The sequence below is a fragment of the Bordetella petrii genome, assembly GCF_000067205.1.
In the GTDB taxonomy this organism is placed as follows: Bacteria; Pseudomonadota; Gammaproteobacteria; order Burkholderiales; family Burkholderiaceae_B; genus Bordetella_A; species Bordetella_A petrii.
Genome location: NC_010170.1, coordinates 4509132 through 4532652 on the forward strand (window position 1 = coordinate 4509132; position 23521 = coordinate 4532652).

General features: G+C 62.0%; 22 protein-coding genes. 5 read left to right on the plus strand and 17 right to left on the minus strand.

Annotated elements, in window-relative coordinates:
- The first annotated feature begins 1 nt into the window (after position 1).
- Together BPET_RS21585 and BPET_RS21590 are read left to right on the plus strand one after the other, a co-directional pair.
- Complete coding sequence (locus BPET_RS21585; protein ID WP_008265595.1) at positions 2–2638, plus strand: chromosome segregation ATPase; 2637 nt, start codon at positions 2–4, stop codon at positions 2636–2638.
- Positions 2635–5970, plus strand: a complete 3336-nt coding sequence (locus BPET_RS21590; RefSeq protein ID WP_041863150.1) for a cold shock domain-containing protein — start codon at positions 2635–2637, stop codon at positions 5968–5970. Before BPET_RS21585 ends, BPET_RS21590 begins: the two co-directional genes overlap by 4 nt.
- A gap of 30 nt (positions 5971–6000) precedes the next feature.
- Here BPET_RS21590 and mobH read toward each other — a convergent pair whose 3' ends face one another.
- On the minus strand, positions 6001–7854 hold the full coding sequence (mobH, locus tag BPET_RS21595; RefSeq protein ID WP_012205994.1) for a MobH family relaxase: 1854 nt from the start codon (positions 7852–7854) through the stop codon (positions 6001–6003).
- 297 nt (positions 7855–8151) lie between these two features.
- Between mobH and BPET_RS21600 the strand changes: the two genes are divergently transcribed.
- From BPET_RS21600 to BPET_RS21610, 3 genes are read left to right on the plus strand one after another with little or no spacing between them, the layout of a single operon-like run.
- Positions 8152–8469, plus strand: coding sequence for a type II toxin-antitoxin system PrlF family antitoxin (locus BPET_RS21600; RefSeq protein ID WP_008265574.1), 318 nt, complete (start codon positions 8152–8154; stop codon positions 8467–8469).
- Positions 8469–8927 (plus strand): type II toxin-antitoxin system YhaV family toxin, encoded by a 459-nt coding sequence (locus tag BPET_RS21605; protein ID WP_012205993.1) that lies wholly within the window; start codon positions 8469–8471, stop codon positions 8925–8927. The genes BPET_RS21600 and BPET_RS21605 overlap by 1 nt, the downstream gene beginning before the upstream one ends.
- A gap of 27 nt (positions 8928–8954) precedes the next feature.
- Positions 8955–9314, plus strand: a complete 360-nt coding sequence (locus BPET_RS21610) for a DUF3742 family protein (protein WP_008264713.1) — start codon at positions 8955–8957, stop codon at positions 9312–9314.
- Between the two features lie 6 nt (positions 9315–9320).
- Here BPET_RS21610 and BPET_RS21615 read toward each other — a convergent pair whose 3' ends face one another.
- The 16 genes from BPET_RS21615 to BPET_RS21690 form a co-directional block, all read right to left on the minus strand.
- On the minus strand, positions 9321–10844 hold the full coding sequence (locus BPET_RS21615) for a conjugal transfer protein TraG N-terminal domain-containing protein (RefSeq protein ID WP_008266205.1): 1524 nt from the start codon (positions 10842–10844) through the stop codon (positions 9321–9323).
- Positions 10845–10859: 15 nt separating this feature from the next.
- Positions 10860–11231, minus strand: a complete 372-nt coding sequence (locus BPET_RS21620; RefSeq protein WP_008264618.1) for a hypothetical protein — start codon at positions 11229–11231, stop codon at positions 10860–10862.
- Entirely contained in the window at positions 11228–12634 is a 1407-nt protein-coding gene (locus BPET_RS21625; protein WP_012205992.1) for an integrating conjugative element protein, read from the minus strand. The genes BPET_RS21620 and BPET_RS21625 overlap by 4 nt, the downstream gene beginning before the upstream one ends.
- A 10-nt stretch (positions 12635–12644) precedes the next feature.
- On the minus strand, positions 12645–13592 hold the full coding sequence (locus tag BPET_RS21630) for a TIGR03756 family integrating conjugative element protein (protein WP_012205991.1): 948 nt from the start codon (positions 13590–13592) through the stop codon (positions 12645–12647).
- Positions 13589–14035: a TIGR03757 family integrating conjugative element protein gene (locus BPET_RS21635; RefSeq protein WP_008266034.1), complete on the minus strand. Its 447-nt coding sequence runs from the start codon at positions 14033–14035 to the stop codon at positions 13589–13591. Before BPET_RS21635 ends, BPET_RS21630 begins: the two co-directional genes overlap by 4 nt.
- A 164-nt stretch (positions 14036–14199) precedes the next feature.
- Entirely contained in the window at positions 14200–14694 is a 495-nt protein-coding gene (radC, locus tag BPET_RS21640; RefSeq protein WP_012205990.1) for a RadC family protein, read from the minus strand.
- A gap of 178 nt (positions 14695–14872) precedes the next feature.
- Positions 14873–15637, minus strand: coding sequence for a DsbA family protein (locus BPET_RS21645; protein WP_014596091.1), 765 nt, complete (start codon positions 15635–15637; stop codon positions 14873–14875).
- Positions 15638–15652: 15 nt separating this feature from the next.
- The gene (locus BPET_RS21650) at positions 15653–18562 is read right to left on the minus strand and encodes a conjugative transfer ATPase (protein WP_012205988.1); all 2910 of its coding nucleotides are present in this window, start codon (positions 18560–18562) and stop codon (positions 15653–15655) included.
- Positions 18562–19011, minus strand: coding sequence for a TIGR03751 family conjugal transfer lipoprotein (locus BPET_RS21655; RefSeq protein WP_012251134.1), 450 nt, complete (start codon positions 19009–19011; stop codon positions 18562–18564). Before BPET_RS21655 ends, BPET_RS21650 begins: the two co-directional genes overlap by 1 nt.
- On the minus strand, positions 18992–20401 hold the full coding sequence (locus tag BPET_RS21660; RefSeq protein ID WP_012251135.1) for a TIGR03752 family integrating conjugative element protein: 1410 nt from the start codon (positions 20399–20401) through the stop codon (positions 18992–18994). The genes BPET_RS21655 and BPET_RS21660 overlap by 20 nt, the downstream gene beginning before the upstream one ends.
- The gene (locus tag BPET_RS21665; protein ID WP_012205985.1) at positions 20391–21329 is read right to left on the minus strand and encodes a TIGR03749 family integrating conjugative element protein; all 939 of its coding nucleotides are present in this window, start codon (positions 21327–21329) and stop codon (positions 20391–20393) included. Before BPET_RS21665 ends, BPET_RS21660 begins: the two co-directional genes overlap by 11 nt.
- Complete coding sequence (locus BPET_RS21670; RefSeq protein ID WP_012205984.1) at positions 21326–22018, minus strand: PFL_4703 family integrating conjugative element protein; 693 nt, start codon at positions 22016–22018, stop codon at positions 21326–21328. The genes BPET_RS21665 and BPET_RS21670 overlap by 4 nt, the downstream gene beginning before the upstream one ends.
- Positions 22015–22425, minus strand: coding sequence for a TIGR03750 family conjugal transfer protein (locus BPET_RS21675; protein WP_012205983.1), 411 nt, complete (start codon positions 22423–22425; stop codon positions 22015–22017). The genes BPET_RS21670 and BPET_RS21675 overlap by 4 nt, the downstream gene beginning before the upstream one ends.
- A 13-nt stretch (positions 22426–22438) precedes the next feature.
- The gene (locus tag BPET_RS21680; RefSeq protein ID WP_012205982.1) at positions 22439–22798 is read right to left on the minus strand and encodes a TIGR03745 family integrating conjugative element membrane protein; all 360 of its coding nucleotides are present in this window, start codon (positions 22796–22798) and stop codon (positions 22439–22441) included.
- 16 nt (positions 22799–22814) lie between these two features.
- Positions 22815–23048 (minus strand): TIGR03758 family integrating conjugative element protein, encoded by a 234-nt coding sequence (locus tag BPET_RS21685; protein WP_012205981.1) that lies wholly within the window; start codon positions 23046–23048, stop codon positions 22815–22817.
- Positions 23045–23428 (minus strand): integrative conjugative element protein, RAQPRD family, encoded by a 384-nt coding sequence (locus BPET_RS21690; protein ID WP_012251136.1) that lies wholly within the window; start codon positions 23426–23428, stop codon positions 23045–23047. Before BPET_RS21690 ends, BPET_RS21685 begins: the two co-directional genes overlap by 4 nt.
- Positions 23429–23521 lie beyond the last annotated feature (93 nt).

Sequence of the window (23521 nt, forward strand, 5' to 3'; positions counted from 1 at the left end):
AATGAACAGCCCCGTCCAACCCGACACCGAAGCCCAGCGGCTTGCCGATTTGAACGCGCGTGAGAGCTGGATAAACACCAAGGAAAGCGAAATCGCCAGCCGTGAAACCGCCGTGGCTACACGTGAAAGGGATGCGACTGCAGAGCGTCAAGTCATCGAGCAAGACAAGGCCAAGCTGGCGCAGCGCGAGCAGGCCGTCACGCAGGCTGAGCAAAAGTGTGATGCAGGTTTTGCCGATGAACGAGCCGCGCTGAATGATGAGCTGCGTGAAAAGCGCGCCCAGGGCGAAAGAGCAATTGCCGAGATGCGAGAGAAAAACCTTTCAGCGTTGGAGGTTGAAATTTCCGAGCTGAAAGCAAAGCGACTGGGTGCGGTTGCCCATGCCGAAAACGCCGAACGGGAGCGCATTCGGACAGAAATCGCCCAAGAGCGCGATGCATGGACAAAACAACAGGGTGACGCTCGAAAGCAGTTGAATGCAGAGCGCACGGAATTTGAGAAACAAAAAGGCGCACTCTCCGCCTTGCAAAGCGAAGTCGAAGGAAGACAGGCAGAGCTTGAGACTTCAGAGCGGACACTCGAACGCAAAGAACAACGGCTGGAACAGCAGAACCAGAGGCGCAGCGAGCAACTGGACGATGAGGTTGAGAGGCGTGTTGAGGATCGCCGAAAATCGCTAGAGGCTGCTCTGCAATCTGCCAAAGAGGAAAACATTCGACTGCGCGAGGCGTTTAAAACTCAAGACGAACTTCTCGGCGCGTTCGAACAGTTAAAGTTGCAACTTGGTGGCAAAGACCCTGCTGAAATTCTGCGTGCGCTGAACAGCCAGGCCGACGAACTCAAACGCCTACGAGAGGAGCTTGCTACCCGACCTACTGAGGAAATGCGCGAGCGGTATCAAGCCCTTGAATCAGAAGCCAAAAATCAGAAAACACGGGCAGACCAGTTAGAACGGCAACTTTCCACCAATGAGGCTGCGGTCGCTGAAATTGGCGAGCTGCGCCGTCAAGGCTCGGAGCTCAACGCCGAAAACAAATCTCTGGCGCAAAGGGCATCCATCTTCGAGGGAGCAGCCAACGAAGCGCAAGCCGAACTCAAGCGTTTGCGTGCAGCTTATGAGCGCCCTGCTGAAGTTACCGCTCGCTACAAAGAAATTGAGATGCCGCACATCAGTGTGGATAAGGTCAAGCAGCCGGTGCAGCACGAGATCGATGAGCTAACTTGGCTCACTGGGATTGGTAATGCTTGCGATACATACGGACTACATTTCAATCCACGTATTTTGAAAGCTTTTCATACAGCTCTCAAAACAGCGGAATGGTCGCCGCTCACTGTCCTGGCAGGGGTTTCCGGAACCGGAAAATCCGAACTGCCGCGCCTCTACTCGCACTTTGGCGGAATTTATTTCGAGCCGCTGTCTGTCCAGCCTAATTGGGATTCGCAGGAATCCATGCTGGGCTTTTTCAATTCCATAGACAATAAATTCGATGCACAGCCGGTGCTGCGTTTTCTCGCGCAAAGTCAGATATCAGGCCGCGAACAATATGAACAGCGCATTAGACGTTGGCAGAGTATGTCGCCAGATCAGCAAATAGCACTTGACCCTGAGAAGGACAAAGAGCTGATTGAAGCGTTGAAACAAGCAGATTATCCAGGATTGCAGGACGCAGTGTGTCTTGTTCTGCTTGATGAGATGAATCTGGCACACCCTGAGCTTTATTTTGCAGAGTTTTTGAGCAAGCTAGAACTGCGGCGTGGCAGAAAGGGTGATGATGTTCCGTTCATACCGGTGAAAATTGGCGCCGGCATGGAACCCTATAAGCTCCCCCTCGGTCGTAATGTACTCTGGACAGGGACGATGAACCAGGACGAAACCACCAAGTCCCTTTCGGACAAGGTGCTTGACCGTTCCATCATCATCAACTTTCCGCGCCCGACGGAACTCAAACGCCGCCTGAAGCTTGCTCCACTTGATGACAAAAATCGAGGCCCGGCGCTACACAAAACGTCGTGGCAGAGTTGGCTAGCACAGGGCAGCAACTTCTCCGACGATCAAGTCAGCCCGTTCAAAAAATTCATTGAAGCAATCAATGCTTCTTTAGCGGTTACAGGCCGTGCCCTCGGTCACCGCGTTTGGCAATCCATTGAATACTACATGGCCAATTACCCGGATGTCCGTGCTGCACGCGATAAAGATGCGCTTGCCAGAGCTATGCATGTCGCCTTCGAGGATCAACTCGTGCAGAAGGTCATGCCCAAATTGCGGGGTATTGATACACGCGGCAAGAGCAAGACAGAGTGCCTGGACAGGATTCGTGGACAACTCGTTACAGGAATCGGCAGTAACTCATTCAATCTGACAGAGGATTTCGACCTTGCCTGTGATCTTGGCTATGGTCAGTTTATTTGGCAGTCGGCAAATTACCTAAACGTCGGTGACACGGAAACCAATGATAGATCCACGGCCAGTCGAGACTCGGACAATGCTGAATTGCCACACTCCCTTTTTATGAAAGATGAACCAGATTCAGACAAGCGTCATAAAATGTGGAACTTAAAGACACCAGAGCAACGAGATGAGCTGCGCGTGAAACTTGAAGAAAATGCCAGAGCAGGAAGGATTCACGCCAAGCAATGAGTATTACTCTGGAAAAAATCTATACCGACTTCCGTGCCAAAGAAAAACTTGCCAAAAAACTGCTTGAGCAAATGAATTGGTTTGGTTCAATCACGGATTTCGATCCTAAGACCGGCGCGGCTCTGCCGAAATCCTTGTCAGGGTTCCTCGCCAAAGTCGCACAGCCAGAAGCGAGTGAGATAACCCGTGACCGCCTTTGGCGCATAACGGAACACTGCCGCGCTTCTGTCGAGCGATTATTTCATTCTCTCAACGAAAGTCCTCGCTGCGAACACGCTCTACTGCCTGTTCATGCTGTGCGTGAACTGGATGCCAACAGTTTTATTAAGCTGAGTAATCGTCCGGGTCGTACCATTCGGGAAAAACTGGCAGGTAACCCCTACATACAGGCTGTGCGTCGTTTTCAATCCGTCGACCTGCCGGAAAATCGCTTGCTGAAAGCCTTTGCCATTCGCCTTGCGGAAATGCTTGATTTACGCGGTGATTGTCTCGGTCAAGAGGATGAGCTTCTATCAAAAATCTACTTATGGTTGCGTTCTGATGAGGCGCAAGCCATCGGCAATTGGGAAAATCTGCCACCTAACAACACGCTACTAGCACACCGAGATTACCGTCACGTGTGGGATGCATGGCGCTGGCTGCAAACCCTCGATGAGGACATCACCAGCGACCTTTCTCAACTGGATGTCCGCGAGAAAACCATGCGCCTTTGGCAGCAATGCGCGCAAATGTGGCTTGATGGAAAGCATCTTTTTGCTGAGATACCGTTACTATTCGATTATGAAAAGTTTGAGATTCTTCCGTGGACTTCCAAGCCACCTTTGTTCAAGGAAGTGAAGTACAAGATGCCCCGGCATTTGCGACAAAGCGCGAGTGCCGAACCAATTTGTGTTGATATCACAGCCCTGCATCCCCGCTATGCCAGTGGTGACGGAAAAGGAGCGCAGTCGCTGGCGGCCCCCTTTCTTTGGCAGAGGTGGCAGCGCGAAAATGAAACCGTTGACATCGAACTCTTTGGTTCCGATGCCGTTTGGCTGAATCCCGATGCGACCACCATTTCTGCGCCAGATCTGTTTTTCGCCAAAGACAACGCCACTGAGCTTTTTGACCCCGCCGCCCGCGCGTTCACTACTCGGCTACGCGAAGAGTTCAAGAACGATACACTCATCTGGCTTGCGCCTGACTTTCTCAACGATTTCGAGCTTGAAGTCATCCGTCGCAACCTCAACGCGCGTTTCCCGAATGCCGAGCCGTTGCCGCGAAGTGTGGCGGCCGTGTTCGCTCAAGCTGACCCGGCCAAAATCACGGGCGAGGGTTACGCCATCATCGTCGTTGATTCCATTGGCGGCAAGACGACCGCCACCAAGCTCATCGCCAAGCGCGACAAAGACCTGGCGAAACGTCTTCCCATCACCAAAGGCTTTTATTGGGAGCGTTGCCCGCCGGTTGTTATCCCTGGCGAGGAAGCAGAAAGGCTAGGTGGCAGCGGCTACGACATCATCACGCTGGATGCCAACGGGCGGTGGCACGATGCGATCCGCCCGGCAAAGCCCCCATTCATTGAGGCAGCACACCTGAAGCGTATTCCAAACATCGGGAATTTCGCGTTCTGCATCAATTTGATGGAAAGCCCCGTTATGGGCGGAATCCATCTACATGCTTTACAACAACAGGTGGCTGATATTCCACTTTGGCGCGACCAGATTCCTGAGCTTTCAGTCAAAGTGATGAAGGATGGACATCAGCAACGATTCCACCTGGTTTTGCGCGGAACGACAGTCAAACCCATTCGGGGTAAACCCGTCACCATCCCGGTTGATGAATTCTTCACACTGCCCGCTGGCAGGCCGCATTACTCGTTTCCGCTCTATGTCGGCGATAAGGGTGACGACTTCGGTTTCTCTGCTCGTCTCGATTCACCCGCCTTCCCATTGGAAAACAAGGTTGACTGCGAGTTGAACCTGACCTTTGAATACGGCGCGGATGATCCCTATAAACTCGTCTTCACACCGCGCGACAAATCTTTCCCACCCATCCGCGCTACCTGGCGACGCACGGAAGAAATCACCGATGCCCCTGCGCCGGAATATCCGCAGCCAATGACTTGGGCGGAGTTGCAGCGGTTTCCGAAGCAAGACAGTAATAAAACCTCTGATCTGTTGGACTGGGTGGAAAGGGCAATTGAACAGCTTGACCGTGATTTTTACATCCGCCCCAAACAGAGGACGACTGGCACGGTAAACAGAAAGTGGCTGACCGACAAAATAGGCGGGCAGTTTACCTTTGCTACATGTAAATCCACCGATGAGTCTGTATTCATTCATCAGAACAGTTTTGTTCATGAACTGAGCTACGCCGACTTCACTGAGGGGGCAGAAATTTCATTCGAGCTTCAGGAGCGCGATGGGAAATTCTCTGGCTGGAAAGTGGCAGGGCCGAGATACAAAGATGAAGTGCGTCTGAAAAACTTTGACGAAGAATCAGCAAAAAATCTGGTTGCCAGTATACGCAAGAGACTTTACTTTCCTGTCATTCAGGTTTGGCGCGATGGGCGCTCGACTGGAGACCGTGAATGTCCGAAAGGGTTTGCCGACGCAATGGAGGCCAGAGGAGAACACCTCGTTGCCCTGCTGAACGAGAGTGGCATTCCTGAGCAAGTAAAGAATGAAATTCGATTTCTAATGGCCTGTATGCACAAGGATGCGCCTGAAAATTGCGTTCAGTGGATAACCGGGCAGGTTGAGGGTCAGAAAATTCGTGACCTGCGAGCCGTCGGCTTCGCGCTTGGTGATGTTTCGCAGCAATGGCAGAAAGATTTGCTATCCCAGCTCGTTGCGAATCCGTCAAATGACGCGCTCAGTATTTTGGCCTATGCCATCTGGCGAGAGCAGCAGTTTGTTGAGAAATTCAGCCTCGCCAACTTGCAGTCCATTCTGAATGCTCTGAACATCATGCTCAACATCAAGCAATATCCGCCCCGGAAAGACGAGTGGACTGCTCGCAACTGGATTCGCGCCACGACAGAACCGCTTGAACTTCTGCTCGGCCTGCTTCGCACCCGTGCATCATCCACCCCCGAAATCAAGATTCTCCTTCAGCCGCATCAAAAAATCACCAAGGAATTGGCCAAGAAAATCGAGCGAGTGACAGAAATTGTCACACTGTCCAACATCAAGCTCTTCTCCCGTGTGAAAATCAACATCCAGAAACCCTCAGGCGACCGCACCCCCGATCTGCTCTACGCGCTGCGCCTGTACCTCACTGGTGACGATGGTGCGAACGCTATTCACATATCTAGTGTTTCTGATGGAAATACTGATGAGACCATTTAATTTTGATAGATGATTTTCATATCTTGATCTTCATAGGCCGGGAAATTTCATTGAAAATAGATATGGGTTATTTGGAGGCGTAAATTCGAAAACCATTTCTGGTTTGATAAGTAAATAGCCATGTAGCTTCCTCGATTTTCTGGCGCCTGTGACTTCGCAAGTCCAGATGTTCAGGCCACTTGGTTGCTTGCGATGCAATTGCAGTCGCTCGAAGCGCTTCTGCACCCACTGCCAATCCTGCAGGTTCTCCTGTTTGGCCAGTTTGCCTACCTGCGGGTGTTCCTGCGCATAGCGCTGGAACACGCCAGGGCTGACCAGGTAGGCGGTGTCGCTCACGGTATGCACCAGCGCTTTCGCATCGTTGATGATGAGCCGCCGCGTGGCGATGCCATGTTTCAGCCACGCCATGAAGTGCTCGCCGGATGGCTGTGTCGTCGAGGACGTGAAGGCCGGTGACGAAGGCGCAGCGGCGGCCAAGGGCGGCTGGGTCGCATCGGGGAGAGCTGCGGGTACTTCGTCCGGGGCGGTTTCCACATCCTCGGTGGTTGACGAATCCCCCATTCCCACCATCGCCAGCATGTCCGCCATGACGTCGGGGCTGGCCTGGGCCTTGGGTGGAGAGGCCGAGACGATGCCACTACCTTCCGCTGGCGGAGCGTTTTGGTTCTCGGAGGCGGACGCTGCGCCGTCCGCAGAAAGCGTGGCCGCTGCCTCGGCAGCTTCGCCCGCCAGTGCCGCGTCGGTCGTCACCGTCCCGGCAAAGGGCGCTGGTCGCTCACCAGATTCCCAGATCAGCGCGGGTGCCAGCCGTAGCAACGTAAACAAGTGGGTCCAGCCGGTGGAACTGGTCACGGTAGCGCGCCAGATCGCTTTGCCGTCCGGCGTGGGCTGCAACATGCCGTGATCCTGCAGCACGTTGAACACGGCGGTGTTGTTTGCCGGGATACCGTCAACGCCCTGCGACAGCAGGTGCGCGCGCAGCTTGTCGGAAACTGTCTTGCTCACCAGCCAAAGCGCGCCATCGGTGAGCCAGCCATCGGAGGCTTCGGGCTGGTTCAGCTTCAGCTCCTCCTTGAGCAGGTAACGCAGCCCTTCCAGCAGCTTGCGTTGCAGCGCGTGCTTGGGCGCGGCCATGGCGCGTGTGGGGTCGCCGCCCAGTTCCTGGGCCACGGAAGCACGGTCGGCCTGCACCACCAATTCGCCCAGCACGCCAGCGTGCTCGTACTGCCCGGCCAGGACGTAGAGCAGCGGTGCCCACAGCGACGGATAGCAGCTGAGCCAATCCAGGACTTCACGGTCAAGCAGTTGCCGGTAGAGCAAGCCTGTCGCGGCGCTGTGGAGCCGGTACTCGCGATCGTCACGGTAGCGGAAGCGGTATGGTTGACGCAGCGGGCCGTGCCACGGATGCCAGGTATTGCCGTCGGCTAGCTCGACGTGCAGATCGACAGCGATCTTGCCGACGTCGTGCAGTAGCGCGGCATAGGCAACTGCAGCGGTCCAGGCTTCCTCCTGCGCCGCTTGGTCCTCAGGACTGGCGCCAATGGGCAGCAGATGGGACTGCCGCAGCTTCAGGCTGTAGGCGACGATTTCGAGACCGTGGTCGAGCATGCCTCCCGGGTAGGCATGGTGATGCGCCTCGGAGGCCGGGAAGGCCTGGACCAGCTCGGCGTAGCGTTCCAGGGGCGTGCGGTACAGGGTGGCGAATTGCCTGCGCGAGAGCGAGGTTCGCTGCCAGATGTGTTCCAGCAGCTTCTGCCGGCGCGGTGTCGCCAGCAGCGATGCGGCCGATTCCGGTTGCAGCAGCCCTTTCGGGAGATCGGTGACGGGTGCTGGCGACGGAGCGGCAGCGACCGGAGGCCGTTTCCGCTGGAACAGAGAGAGCATGTGGGTGTCCTGGTGGCGGGCAAGCGGGCGGCCTTTTCGCCTTTTCGGGTAGGGCCTTTCCCCTTGCACCCCATTCCCTTGCCATTTCGGCCCTTTACAGCCTTTGGGTATAGGGCGACGGGTGCCGGCCGTCCACCTCCAATACGAGTTGCGGCAGGCCGGATTGATGCAGGAAGGCTGGCTGTTTACGCCTTACGATGGACCGATTCTTGGACTCGGGAGAACGCCGTGAGACCTCAGATTGACAAAGTAAGGAAATTTCCTTACCGTGCGGGTATCGCAATCAGGAGAGCCACCATGCCTGCCATTCACGAAGTTGCCACGCTGACCTCCAAAGGTCAGATCACGCTGCCCAAGTCCATCCGGCAGGCGCTGGGGGTGGATACGGGCGGCAAAGTTGCGTTCGACCTGCGCGGCGGCGAAGTCGTCGTGACCCGCGCTGATGCCGAGCACGAGGACCCTGCCATTGCCGCGTTTCTGACCCTGCTGGCCCGCGACATTGAAGCGGGCCGAAATGTGCGTGGCCTGCCCGAGGATCTGGCTCGCACCATGCTGGAGCACGCTGGGCACAAGGTGGACCTGGGCGATGATTTCGATGAGGACGTGGAGATCTGATGCAACAGCATGGCTGGTCACTGCTGTTCCACGACAACCTGATCGAGCAGATGATGAAGCTGCGCGCGGCCGTGCTGCGCGCCCAAGAGAACGACCCGGAAGGGTTCGGATCGAACGCCAACGTCAAGTTCTTCCGGGCCTTGGTCCAGTTGATGCAAGACGTGGTGCCGAGTGATCCGGCGCGCGACGAATACCGCCAGGGCAACACCATGGGATCGGCCTATCGCCACTGGCGGCGGGCCAAGCTCGGAAGGCGATACCGACTGTTCTTCCGCTACGACTCGAAGGCCAAAGTCATCGTGTACGCCTGGGTCAACGATGAGCAGACTCTGCGGTCTTCGGGAAGCAAATCAGACCCGTATGCCGTGTTCGAGAAGATGCTCGGGCGCGGGAACCCGCCGGACGAATGGAGCGCATTGGTACAGGCAAGCAAGCAGGATTGGAGCAAACTGGAGTAGCGATTTCACATGTAGCAGGTGACGACCATGAGCACGACGACCCGCATCAGCACCGCAGAACGCCTCGGCCGCAGCTTTGGCCGTGGGTGGCGCGCCTATGCGCGTGGCGAACGGCGGGCGTCGAACTGGTTGGTATCCAAGGGCGTGCCGATGGCAGGTGCCACCGTGCTGCTGTGGACGGTCAAGCTGGTTGTGCTGGGATTGCTGTTCTATGCAGTCTTCTGGATGGCGCTGCTACTGGTGTTCGTCATGGTGGTTGCCTGGATGGCGCGCAATGCCGACTTGAACGATGAACTGCCCGAACCAGAATGGCGAAACGGGCCTGCCGGATTCGGCCTGTACACCTACGATGGTTTTCGCATTGACCCTCATGTCCAGGACGATTAGCTGTGCTCACTTCTTCGGCACCGCGCTGATTGCGGTACTTCCTCCCTTTCCGCCAGCGGCCTTGGCATCTCCGGTAGCTCCAGCCAGGCCTTGTAAGACGTTACCGGCGCGAACGCCCGCCCAAGCCAGGGCCATGATCCAGAACGTAGGCAGCACAATAAACATCGTTCCCGTGACGAACATCAGGAGCATGTCGCCAAAGGCGTTGTTCAGCCCCACCAGCGGGTCGAAGTTGCTGTGTGGCCGGTTCCAGCCGAAGCCCCAGCCGTAGAGCGCATCGAGGATGGTGCTGTCGATCCAGCGCGCGAGCTGGAACCAGAAATCGACGAAGAATAGCGCGAACTGCACGACGCTCACGGTAACGACGGTCTTCAGGTCGTAGGTGCCCACGACCAGCACCAGCGGGATGCAGATGACCAGCGCCATCTTGAGCAAGGCGAGCACCATAGGCAGCGCCTGGCGCACCACGTCCATGGCGGGAAACGCGGCAATCGCGCCGAAAGCCATGCCGACGTCGCCCGTGGCCCGCGTTACGATGTTCGGCAGGGTCTTGTCGATCTGACCGCCGTAGTCCGTATAGACGCTGCCCTGGTTCAGTTTCTGCTGCCTCGGCGAGGCGATGGTGCGGATCACCGAGTCGTCCACATCGGCACGGGTCAGGAATCCGGCCCAGCCCGCCAGGCGATTCAGCAGGCTTGGGTTTACCTGCCCCAGCAGGCGTGCACGCAGGCCATTGCTGCCATCGGCCCACCACTGCCTGCAGGACGGATAGCCGCCACCGCTGGCCACCTGCGCAAGCCCAGCATCACGGTTGCTGTCGTAAGGCCAGTCATCGCGTGGTGTGCTGGAGCGGTAGGTGTCGTAGTAGCCGCCCGTGTCAGTGAAGAAGCGCGAGCCGATCCAGGTCACGTCGTGCATCTGCGCCTCATCGAGGTTCGGGCGCTGCATGAAGAGTTTGGCGCGCGCCGGTCCGTAGCAGTCGCGCGAGAAATCCGCCACTTCCTGAGCCAGCACCGGGTTGTCGATGCGGGTCGCGTCGATCTCCATGCGCATCTGCCGCAAGTCGGTGCCGCAGGGAATCGCCGCCACAGAGGCACCGGTCACTGCTCGCGAGAGTGTGTGCATAAAGGCCCACCAGACGGGCACCTTCGCCGACTGGTTGTTGATAGTGCTGAAGGACTGCGACCAGCCGGTATCGGTGGGCTGCGGCACGCTGACCTGGCATTGGGCCGAGCGCGAGCTGTCGTAGCGGATGGTGTTGAGATCCACGTCGATGAATGGGATGCCGGCGAACATCACCACCACGATGGCGACGAAGACCCGGTTCTCGATGCGCGCAGCCGAGAGCACGCCCTTGTTGCCTTCGTCGGCGCCTTCCGCGCGGGCCTTCAGCCACTCCTGCACGATGATGGCAATGAAAGGCAACGCGAATACACCGCTCGCCACCAGCACGGCCCAGATGCCGTTATGGACGATCCACGACACCAGCGTCAGGTAGTACTCCAAGTAGTCGGTGGTGAAAAGCGTCATGACCCCGATCTCCCCTCAAGCGGCCTGCAGCAACAGGCTGGCTTCCAGCGCCACAATGGCGGCGACGCCAGCGATCTCGCTGCGCAGCAGTCGCCGCCGCGCCTGCCTATCCGCCCCGCGTTGGGCCTCACGCGCCAGCAGCCGGCGACGCATCCAGACCCAGCCGTAGGCGGTTGCGCCATACAGGCACAGCCGCCACACCAGGAAGTAGCCCGCCGTGGCCGTCAGCCAGCGCTCCCAGTTGTCAATGCTGCCGACGAGAAAAATGCCGACGATGTTGGCGCCCACGGCAGCGGCGACGAGCACCACCGTCCACAGCAATGCCTTCGCCGCGCGCCGATTCAGCAGCCAGCGCGGGCGCAGCCAACTGGCGCGCGTCGGGTTCATGGGTTGCCTCCCGGATTGCCCTTCTGGAGCCGGTCAAGGCGGTCGGGAATGGGATCGCCTTCGTAGATGCCACGCGAGCCAGCCGCGCGCGTGCCGTGGCGCTGGATGATGGCCATGGGGGAGTTGTTCGCCAGCTCGCGGCGCAGCTCCAGCTCGGTCTTGAGGTTGCGGATTTCCTGGTCGAGCGTGTCGCTCTCGTGGTTCACGGCCTCGACCGCCAACTGGTTCGCCGCGACGTTGGGCTCCTTCTTGCCGGTCAGCAGGGTGCGCTGGAGCAGCAATGCCTTCTCCAGCACCGACGCCAGCGCGACCTCCGAGGCCAGGCGCCGCGCCAGCAGGTCTTGATCCGGCTCGTCGCGCAGCGCCTCGATGACGCCGCGTGTGATGGGCAGCGAGGTGCTGCCAGCCGCACGCAGGTTCTCGAAGGTGGTGTTGCGCGTTCCCGAGACCAGTTCCTGCAAGGCTTCCAGCTTTGCCTCGTACTCCTCCTGGATCAGCGGCGTCAGCCCGACGCCGGGCACCGTTTCGGTCTTGGTGCAGGCATCGCAAGTGCGCTGCACCTGTTCGCCGAGAACCCGTGTGGCCCATTCGGTCGCCTGCTGTGGCGAGGTCCAGGTCTGGCAAGACAGACTCGCGCAACTGGCGGCAGCGATGGACGATGTGTCGGTCACGCTGCGGCCGTTGACCAGGTTGTAGCCTGCGCGGGTGACGTCGCCGACCACGCGGATGGCCGACTGGCCTGCGCCGCCCGCATTGCTACCACCCACCCAAGGCACGCCGTCGTTGCCGCGGCGCGTCTCCGCCTGTTCAATTGCCGACACGGCATCCGTGCTCGACACCGCATCGCGCAGTGCCATGCCTTCGGCCATCTGGCTCCAGCCGAGTTGTCCGCCCGCCGTGTCGGCCATCTTCTCGGCCATGGCACGGCAGGTCAGCTTGGATCGGTCGAAATCCAGGCGCGCCTGCAGCACGCCGTTGGTCAGCAGGTTGTACAGGCCGGGATCGGCGCGCTGGATGATCAGCGCAGGCAGCGATGCCACCGCGCTGGTGGCGCTCTGGATCACGTTGCTCATGATCTGCTGAAAGCCGTTGGTGACGCCGTTGAGCTGGTTGCGCAGCGTGGTCTGGATGCTCATGTCGCCGCAGATCAGGTTGCTGTTCCAGCCCACGCCAACGCCGATCGAGCGCATGCCGGCCACGCGGCCCATGGACACCGCGCTGCCGCCGCCAATCGAATACATCACTTCGTCGCCGATCACGGAGCCGCCGGTCTGAAATCCGGCCTGCGCCCACGCCAGGCCGCCGCCAAGAACGAGTGCGCCAGCCAGCAGCCCAGCCAATACCGTGGGACGCAGCAGGCGGCACGCCTTGGTGGAGAGGTTTGTCAGTTCAGGACGCTTCATCGCCGTACCCTCATTGGAAATCGACGCTGCCGAGGAATACCTGGCCGCGACGTTCGCAGCACGCATAGGGCCGCCACAGCGCCCAGGCGTAATCGCCCTGCTGCGCCTGGGTCAGGAAGCCGCTGCGCGGGAACACCGTGCAGGACGAGGACAGGACGGGCGTGAGTTCCTGCCACTTGCCCGTCGAGGCATCGCCTTCCATCAGCGCGCCGGCAGGCCAGTAACCGGGCCGCGAGTTGGCGAGCAGCGGCTGATAGACGTGAATCTGCCCACGGCGCGTGACGACATCGCCGGCGCGCTGGGCCACCACGGCGCCGGCCTTGTGGTCGTCGGCCTGGTGCAGGAAGCCGCCGCGCGGATAGACGTTGCCCCACAGGTTCATCGTGGTGCGCGCGCCGACCTCGCGCCTGCCCGGAATTAGTGCCTCCGGGTAGGCCATCTCCGGCACGTTGTAGCGCCAGGCCAGTGTGTCCAGGGTGCTGAGCAGATACGGCATGAACGCCGTGCCCGCGCCCTCGCAGAAGTAGCCCGACGATGAGACGAACTGGTTGAACACCTCGACGCCGGGATGGCCGATGACGTCCGCGTTCTTGAACTTGGCGAGATTGTTTTCGTGGTCTTCGTTGGTGGTGCCGTCCCCGCCGGCCTGCGCGGATGGGTTGGGCGCGCTCATCGCCCGGACTTCGACCCAAGGGTTCTCGCCGGTGTTGCTGTAGCTGGAGACGACCGCATCGGGGATGTAGTGGCGGACCTTGATGGATGTGCGCACCGTGCAGCCCGTCCAGGTGCAGTAGAGCCAGTAGCAGATGCCGACGACGCGGTATTCGAGGCAGTCCGGCGATGCCACTGAGCCAACGATGGTTGCGGTGTTGAGGGCGTAGCTGCCCGTGGCGCTGAGCAGCAGCACTGAGACCACGCCAGCACGCAGGCGGCGCATCCGCTCGAAGGGTCGGGTCATGGCTGCGGCCTCCGGTGTTGCTCGATGCGCGCGACGGCACGGGCCACGTCCGGCTCGCCATAGACCACGTAACGCTGATCCACCACGACCGCCGGGATGCTGGTGACGCCCAGGCTCCATGCGTCGGCGACGCCCTGGTATGCGGAAGCAATGCGGCGCTGGAGGTCGGCACCGCCGTTGTTCAGACGGCGCTTGACGATGGCCGTGGCCTGCTCAGGATCGGCGGGCAGCTGTGCGGAAAGCTCGGCTTCGATGCGCGGGCCTTCATCCAACTCGATCAACCGCTCGCCACCCATGGTCTTGACCGGGTGGCGGCTGTCGGTGACGACCACCACATCGGCGGCGAAGGTGGCTGGGCTGAAAACGGCCAAGGATGCCGGCAGTGCAACGGCCAGGCCAAGGGTTCGCCAGCCGGATGCGAAGCGGAATAAAGATGCTGGCATGTCGCGTGCCCTGGAAGTTGATCAGAGCCATAGTCGAACGCGAACCCGCTGCCGCCCCAACAAACAATGCGCATCGCGGGCACCCCGCATACCTGTTCGGTGCTGCCGCATGGAAAAAAGCGGAGGCCGAAGCCCCCGCTGTGATCAGTGAACCACGGGCCTTCCTACAAAAGACCAGACTCGGCGAACGAGTACGGTGTGCCCTGACCAATCACGAAATGGTCAAGTACCCGCACGTCGATAAGCGCCAAGGCCGTCTTCAACTGCTCGGTCAGCAAGCGATCCGCATTGGATGGCTCGGTGGTGCCCGAGGGGTGCTGATGGGCGAAGATGACCGCAGCGGCGTTCAGTTGCAAAGCGCGTTGCAGCACGACACGCGGATAAACCGAGGTCGCATTGATCGTTCCATGGAACATCGGCTCCACGGCCAGCACGTCGTGCATGCTGTTCATGAACACGACGACGAATATCTCATTGGGCTCGGCGACCAGCTTCAAGCGAAGGTAGTCCCTGACCGCAGCGGGCCGTTCAAGACGTGGCCCTGCTTTGAAAACCCGTCGCTCCAGCAAAACGATGGCTTGCTGGACGATCCAGTCCTCGTTCTGAACAGAAATATCGGAAAGCGACTCCAGGCAGGAGTCATTGATGACGACAGACATGGCGAACCTCCAGGCAGGGAAATCGGAGGGCGCACATGCCCCTGGAGGGCAGGCCCTCCAGGGAATGGAACAAGGTGCATCCATCACCGCAGCAGCGGTGATCGTTCGCGGCCAGGATGCGGGGCGAACGGGTAGCGGTCAGCGCAGCGTGCTGCGCCGTAGCCTCAATGACCGCGGGCTACCTGGGCATGTCGCCGACGACGTCGGCAGGCATTTCCGTAGTGGGTGAAACGACCGAATCCTCAGCTGCCAGCATGTCCATGGCCGACAGCAGTGCATCGCCTTCGATAGGCCCCTGCAGCAGGATCGCCTGGCTGGTCTGGCGATCGTGTAGTCGCAGGGATGGCGTCGCGGTCACGCCGCCCTTGGTGGCTTCCTCGGCCTGAGCGCGAATCAACGTTTCGGGCCGCTCGCTGGCCAAACACTGCTCGACGGCTGGGTTTAGGCCGGGATAGCGCAGGCCCTCGGGCAAGCCCAGGCCGTCACTGCGCGTGTGCGCATAGACCCATTCAATGGCCTGCCAAAAGGCCACATGCCCGCCACTTTCGGCGGCGCACTCGGCCAGGCGTGCCTCGGCAGAGGCGGCCGGTTCGTGCGCGGCCAGCGGCTGGTGCTGCCATTGCAGGGCTACGTCCGCGTTGGCGCCCACCCAGCGTTTGAGTTGCGGAAAGTACTCCCGGCAGAACGGACATTCGAGGTCGGCATAGAGCGTCAGCGTGAACCGGCCCTGCGCGTTGCCCATTTGCCAGGGCGGCCCGGCCACCTGCGCGGTACTGACCGGCGCGGGAGCCAACGACGCGGGTTCGCTGGGTGCGCGGGACACGAGCCAGATCAGCAGCAGCGCGATCAATCCAGCGGCCAAGAACCAGGGCCAGCGCTTGCGCGAGCGCCGATGGCGGAGCGCCTGGACTGGCATCGGAATGGAAGGATGTTTCGGTTTCACGGCAGTCTCCGGCGGCTATTGCGGCAGGCCCAAGGCCGGCGACTCGATGCCGCGCGCCTGGTCGATCTTCTCGGCCACCTTGAAGGCCGCGTCGAGTTCACTGATGCCGTGCTGTTGCATGAGTTGGTAACGCTCGGCTTTCTCCTCGGGTTCGGTCTGCGCAAGCGCGAGATAGAGGCTCGGTGGCACGGCCCGAAACAGCACTTCCAGGCTCTTGGAGAGGATGACGCCCTCGGTGAACTTCCCGGCTTCCTTGCGCGCCGAAAGCATCAGCGCCTTCTGCGCAGGCGAGAGTTCGCGGAAGCGGGCGATCTTCTCCACCTCATCGGGTGGCATCGACAGGCAGATCCACCACTCGATCATGTTGAGCATGGGCTCTGCGGCGCGCGGCAGATCGTCGATGTTTTGTGTGGCGAGCCAGAACCAGGCCCCCAGCTTGCGCCACATCTTGGTGATCTTCACCACGTAGGGGGCGAGCAGCGGGTTCTTGGTGATGATGTGCCCTTCGTCGGTGACGTTGATGATCGGGCGGCCCAGGTACTGATCGCGCTCGGCAATGTTGTTCACCGTGCTGATCAGGCTTATGTAGGCAATGGAGAGCTGCGCGTTGTAGCCCTCGCGGGCATAGGTCGCCAGATCGACCAGGGTGATGTCGGCCTCGGGCCACGGCGAACCGTCGCGGTCGAACATTTCACCGTCCGTGCCTTGGCAGAACATGTCCATGGCGTCGGCCATCTCCAGCAGTCGCACACGCCGCATTTCCGGCAGCGTCGGGTCCTGGCTGCGCGTGCGCAGCGCATTGCGCACATCGCGCGTGAGCACGGTGCGCTTCTCGCCATCCTTGCTGTGGCAGTGTTCTGCGGCATCGAGGATGCACTGACGGATCAGCGAGCGGTCGGCCCGCGTCATCCGGGCTTCTTCCTTGTCTTCGCCACCGGTGATCATCAGCCTCGCGGTGATCTCCAATTCGCCCAGTACGTCGCGCTGCTCATCTGCCTCCATGGCCACAGCATCGGGCGGCAGGTCTTCGTCCAGGGCATCGGCGTCGAGCGTCTGCACGTCGCTGGGCGTCTCGATCAGCCGGCGCGCATCCGCGAACGGCGCCAGGGTAACGCCCGAGCCCGGCGCGAGCTTGACCCGGTTCACGGTCAGGCCCAGGCGCCGGGCAAAGTCGCTGAACAAGCCAAAGCTGTTGCCGGCCTCGACAATGAACAGGCGGGGTCGGTAGATCGCCGTGACCTGATTCAAGAGGTTGTTGAGGGTCGCCGACTTGCCCGAACCCGTCGGGCCGAACAGGAACAGGTGGGCGTTCATCTGCCGGTCCAGGCGGTTGAGCGGGTCGAAGGTGATCGGCCCGCCGCCGCGGTTGAACATCGTGATGCCGGGGTGCCCCGTACCCTGGGCGCGGCCCCACACCGGCGAGAGGTTCGCCGCGTGCTGGGCGAACATCAGTTGGGTGTACCACTTGCGCCGATCCTGGCCGGGGTTGTAGCAGCACGGCAGCCAGCGCAGGTAGCTGTTGAGCGGTGCCACCTCGTCGTCCTCGCGCACCGGCTGCAGGCCAGCGTTGAGCATGACGTTCGCCAGATCCAGGCCGCGTCGGTCCAGTTCCGCCTCATCGCGCCCGCGCAGGTAGAACGCCAGCGTGCCGCGATAGAGCTTGTGCGCGCTGCCGATCAGGGAACGGGCTTCATGCACGTCCTTGAGCGTCTGCTCCGACGCCAGGGTTTCGCCGACCGCTTTCTTGGCCAGGTGGTTCAAGTCCGCCTCAAGGACATCCTGCGGCGTGGCGACCATCGTCAGGCAAAGGGTGGTGTCCTCGGGCATCTGGTCGAACAGCGTGTTGATGGCATCGCCTTTGCGTGTCTCGCCGGTCAGGTGCCCTGTGCCCGGCGGCATGCGCAGGCGGTCGGTGATCAGCACGCGGTGCGGCAGGCCGTCGAAATGCCAGGTGCCCTGCGCCACGTCGGAGCGCGGCTGGCCGAAGAACAGCCGCTGGCTGAAATCCCGCCCGCTCGCCAATTCGATCTCGCCGTCTTCGCCGGCCTCCGTACTGTCGGGGTAGCGCGCCAGCGCATAGAAGCGCTCCCTGTCTTCGGCCCCAGGCCCAAGCAACGTGGGACGCGGGTTGAACCAGCGCAGCAGCCAGTCGTGAACATCCGCAGCCACCATGCGCCGGGCCTGAATGCCGGCGTTCGCCAGTCCGCCGCACAGGCGGTCGCAAACGATATTGAGCATCTGCTCGGGCGTCTGCCCGCGGCGGCTGTTTTGCCCTTGGCCGGTCACGCGGCGATAGACCACCATGCGCACACGCCGGGTCTGGCCGCGCCAGCGCAGCCGTGTGACCACCGTGTCCTCGAACAGACCGCCCGGCTTGGCCACCGCGCGCAGGTGATGGCCGAAGAAGCGCAGGTAGAACTCGGTGAACGCCGTCTCACGGGCGCGCGGCTGCACATAGTCGCGCAGGGTCTGCATGTACTGGTCGAAACTGGGCTCGTCCTGAGCGTAGAGCTGCAGCACCCAGGGGTTCTCATCCAGTTCATCGAAACTGTCCTGCAGCGCGTTTTCCAAGGCATCGCGGGCCTGCGCGAGCCAGCCAGGTTCCCGGCCTTCGGTGCCCAGCGGCACCAGCTCGTAGAACGCCGCCACCGATTGCCCGTCCTCCAGCAACATGGCTTTCGACTGCGCCAGGAACTCCACCCAGGGCAGCAGTTCCACGAACGACGGCGCGACCTCGTACAGCGCCTGCTCGTCTGCCAGGGTCGCCGGCCTGCGGCCTTGCACCGCCGTGCCGGGTTCGGGGATGCCGGCCTGGCGCAGTGCCTCGACGTGGCGTTGCCAGCCGTCCGGCTGCTCGTCGTCGTCAGCATCGGATGCGGCCAGCTTCGGCGCGGTCGGCTTCGGTCTGGGGATTTTCCAGCGCATCAGTAATCCTCCACGCGCTCGCCTGGCATGGCGTACTGCACGCGCTGGTACAGCTGGAACACGGTCGTATAGCCCGGAATCGGCACTGGGTCGGTGCCCGCCAAATGCGGATACACGTACATCACGAGATCGGGGTTGGGCAGGCGCTGGAACTGGCGGTAGACCTCGTTGCGCGCCGTGCGCGTGTAGCGCATCTGCTCGGCAGGCGCGGCCTGCACGTCCATCTCGGCCAGCGGCCTGCGCAGGCTCTGGCGCGCATCGAGCAACTGCCTGCGCGCTACCTGGCCGGCACCACCGCCGCCGTCGCCGGCGTTCTGCTGCCAGATGTTCATCATCGTGCTGTCTCCGTGGGTCAGCAGCTTTTCCTTGCTGGTGGCGCAGCCACCGAGCAGCGCGACGGCCAAGGCCAGCGCCAGGCCCTGAGCCCAGCTATTCAAGTTCGAGGGCATGGCTTTCTCCTGCGCGGTGATCGACCTTGCGGCCTTCGGGATCGAAGTCGATGGCGAGCGGCTTTTCGAGGTGGACGGCGACCTTGGCACCGGGCTGCACATAAACGGCAGCGAAGGCCTGGCCGTAGAGCTTGTTGACCCAGCTCGACATGTCCTGGACGCCGCTGGCGAGAATCCGGCCCACGGCTTCCTGGCCGCTGATGCCCACGCTGCCGATGGAGCCGTCGGCGCCGACATAGGACGCCCTGCCACTGTCGGATTCGATCAGCGAGGCCACGCCAGCCCCAGCCGCCGTGATCAGCGCCTGGGTGCCGAGGTACTGCTGCGCATTGCTGCGCCGCTCGCCGCTGACACAGGGAATGCCGTGCGGGTCGCTGATCCAGCCCAGGCCGTCGCGTTGTTGGTTGTTCTGCTGGTTGCCCTCACGATCCTCGGGGATGGTGCGGATGGTCCCGTCATGGAACACGAAGGTGATGCTGCGCACCTGGCCGCGCACGCAGGAGAGCGTCCAGTCGCCCGATGCGGTGCCGGAGAACACGGCCCCGGCCACATCGGGAATGTCGATGCCGTTCGCGGTCAAATTGTCAGGCCCGACCAAGACCTTGAAGGGGTATGGATCGTTCACCGTGCCGTCGATCGGCACGCGGCCAATCAGCGCCGTCATCGCCACCGACCCCATCAGCGTCGAGTTGGTCGGCACGGTATAGACGGGCGTCGGGCTCTTGACGCCTGCCGCGCGTGCGCCCGCGTTCGCCACGGTTTGCGCTGTGGTTTCCAGCGTGCTCTGTGCGGAACCGAAGCTGGTGGGGAAGCTTATGCCGCCATTCGACCTGCCACGCCCGTCGCTTTGTTTCGCGTCATCCGGCTCCACCCAGCGCATACCGCCTTCCATGCCGGCCTCGTCGCCGTCACGCAGGCCCAGCCCCACCGGCAAATCGGCATGGCCGCCGCCACGCCCGCCGATGCTGTCCAGGCGCTGCTGCAGGTCAGCGAGCAGCCCCTCGGTCTGCTGGCGCGCGCTGGCCGCCTGCTGTTGGTCGCGGCGCAGGTTGGAGCGCTCGGATTCGAGGGCGGAACTGATGCGTTGGTCGATGGCGTTCTCGCGCTGGCGCAGTCGCTGGTTCTCCTCACGCTGCGACCTGTTGTCGGACAGCGCGGTCTGAAGCTCGGTGCGCAACTGCTTCACCTGGGCAACCAGCGTCGCCACGGTGTCGCGCGGGGTGTCACCCTCGATGCCCAGCGCCTTCATTTCTTCCGGCGTAAGCCTGCCGCCGCCATCCGCGACAGGCGGTGCCGACGCACCGCCACCGGAAAACAGCCGGATGGCGACAGACAGCACCAGCAGGGCCACGGGGATCAGCAGCCACTTCAGGAGTCCGTTACTGCGCATGGCGGGCCTCCCTGTCGTCGCTGGCTGCTGCTTTGGGCTGCGGGAGATGCACAGCGGGGTCGAAGCGATGGATCGCCGGCAGCAGCGATTGCGCGAGGCCGTGCCCGCGCGTCACCAGGTACAGGACGGTGGTGTCCTCGGGGGTTCCGCGCGGGCCAAGCGCCTCGTGCTGGAAGGTGGCGGTGAGGAAATCCCCTTGCAGCACGCGCGGGTCGAGGCTGATCCAGTCGTTGCTACTGTTGGTCAGGCGCACGGCAGTGACCCACTGGTCTTCCAGGCGCCACGAGGCGAGCGCGACCGCGCGTGCCGGCAAGGTCGGCATCAGCGTGCCGAGGTCGAGGTCGCGGCGCAGGTTGACCCGCATGACGCCTGGCAAGGCTTCCACGGTGCGCAGCGGTGCGTAGAGGTTCTGCGCAGCAAAACGTGTCAGCACGACGGGGATTGGCGTTTCGCGCCGCGCCGTCCGGGTGCCCGCCTGCTCCTGAGCGCGTGCATGGGGCGCATCGGCACCGTCAGGCTGATCGCCATAGCGCGCTGTTGAGTTGTTGCCCTCGACGATTCGCACCGGTTCCAGCTCGGCTTCGCCGTCCTTGGGCGGCTCCGCCGCAATGTCGAGCAGGATCAGCGCGCCGGTGTCGGCGTCCTGCAATTGCAGCCGAGTGGGCTCGATCGGCTCGCTGGCGCGCAGGTACACCGCGCCGCCCGCGCTCTGCACGCGCAAGCGCTCACCGACGCCTGCGGGAACGCCCACGCGGACGTTTCGGTCGATGAACACGATGCGCTCCTGGCCGACCTTCAACGGCACCGCCAGCGGCATGCGCTCCCAACGCAGGATCTCCACCGCCTGGACAGCGGGGGACACGACCACTGCGGCGGCCACGGCCAGCAGCCCCAGCAGCGCGAGTACAGGATGCTTCATGGGCTTCATGGGGAATTACCTCCTTGAGGCGCTTGCGGCGTCAGGCCACCAGGCACCGGGCGCGTCGGCTCCGGTGCGCTGATGCGCTGGGGCGTGCCCTCGTAGCAGTCGATCACCAGGCCGAACGGGTTGCGTGCGGGATCGACGTCCACCCGCGCGACCTTTACGGGGTAGCGCACCAGGGCGCGTTTGACCTGCTCGGCGCCGTAGTACTCGTCGGCGCTGATGTCCAACGTCACCACCCAGTCGCGGTCGGAGATCACACGCACGCGCGCCGTGGGGTTGTCGCCATAGCTGCGACCGGGGATTTCGTAGATGCCGCGCACCCGCTGGCGCAGTTCGCCGGTGCTGCGGCGGTAGTCGTAGTCCGCCTTGAGGAATGCCTGGCAGGACGGGGTGAGGTACGGCGAGAGCGTATGGAGGTTGCGCGGGTAATCTTCTTCGCCATTCGTCGGCCAGCGGTTGAGGGTCTGGAACACGTAGAACGTGAACGCATAGACCGACTCGGGCGGCACTTCCCACCACTTGCGGGTACTGCCGGAGCGTAGGTCAGGCGGGACGTGGATGGTCAGATCGCGCGGTGCGCTCCACCAGCCGCCGCCCATGACCAGGGCGACGATGACCAGCGCACCCGCGCCGAGGCGCAGCGTCTTGATGTGCGCCTGCAGGTGGGTGATCTCGTTCTTGAAACGGCTCATCGCGCGCCCCCGTGCATGCCCCTGCGGATGGTCCAGAAGCCGGAGCGCGAGATCAGCACATGGCCGCCCACCCAAGCGGCCATCAGCGGATGGCGCGTGGCAATGCGCCACTGCAACTGCCGGTACAGCCAGGTGTCGGGACGCCCACGCTTGAGACGGCGCAGGATGCCGCCGCCGATGAAAACGCCCAGCGCCACGCCCAGGACAACGAAGGTCGGCGCGATGGCAATGGTGCGTAACACCCAGGACAGCGGCGCGCCAACCACCAGGCCGGCAGCGCCGGACAGGCCGCAGCAAATCCACAACTCATCGGCAGTGAGGCCGCGCACGACCACCGGGTGCCTGTTGAGCCGGTGTGGAAGGAACGTGACTGTCCCATCGGCACGGACATGCTGTTGCTCGGACATAGCCCGTCCTCGCTTACAGGATGCCGGTGGCTTCGGTGAGCAGCCAGATGCCGATCACGAGCAGGACGGCGCCGATGGCGACCGTGAGACCGAACTGCCCCCAAGTCTTGCGACCGGTGTGGATTTCCGCGTAGGTGCCGTAGGCGTGGTAGCACACGCCAATGAACATCGACGCCACCACCAGGAGGGCCACGAGCATGATGATGTCGTAGCCGTAGTTCCTGATTGTTTCCATGATGCCGCTGCCGGCGCCGCGGGTCGGGTTTTCCAGCTGCGGCAGACCTTGCGCAAACGACAGCGCGGGCAGCGCGGCGGCACCCAGGGCGACGGCGGCGCGTTGGACAAAACGAGTAGTGAGGATGCGGTTTGGCATGGTCAATCCCTTCAGGTCAGGAGAGGAGGAAGAACGTCATGACGAGGTACATCGCGACGAAGCGGATGCAGACGCCGAGGAACTGGCGTTGGTTGAGGCGGTTCTCGGCCCACCCCACGTAGGCCGTTCGGATGGCCCAGACGCCCCAGACGAGCAGAACCGCAAACACGATGCCGACCAGAACGGTCGCCATCGCGGACGGCGCGATACCGCTGTTGGCTTGAAATGCCGAGACCTGGGCGCCGTTCATGGTCTGCCCTGCGCAGTCGTCGGCAGCGATGGCGGGGCGGTCCGCTCGGTGCGGTACTCACCAGCCAGTTCGGAGAGGTCGCGTGGCTGGGCGCGCGACGGTGTGAGATGGGCCTGGATGCCGGCGCGCACACGCGCCAGATCAGCCAGCAGTCGTGGGTAATCGAAGTGGTAGCGCTCGCCCGGCTGGATGGGTGCGTGTGCAGCGCCATCCGCGATGGTGCGCTCCAGCGCGTCGAGCTGGCGTAGCGCGGCAACCAGCTCCTGGCGCTGTGCCGGGGATTCGGCCAAGGCAACCGGGAACTGACCCATCAGCAGGGCCGTCACGAGAAAAGTTGGCACGCCGCGATGCGCGGCGCGCAGCCAGATCGGAGCCAACATCGCGCCATTCCTGTGTGATAAGCAATGGCTTGATCGTGGCGATCAAAGGCGTATCAGGCCGCAAACAATAAGAACCTGCGGATGACCGGATTG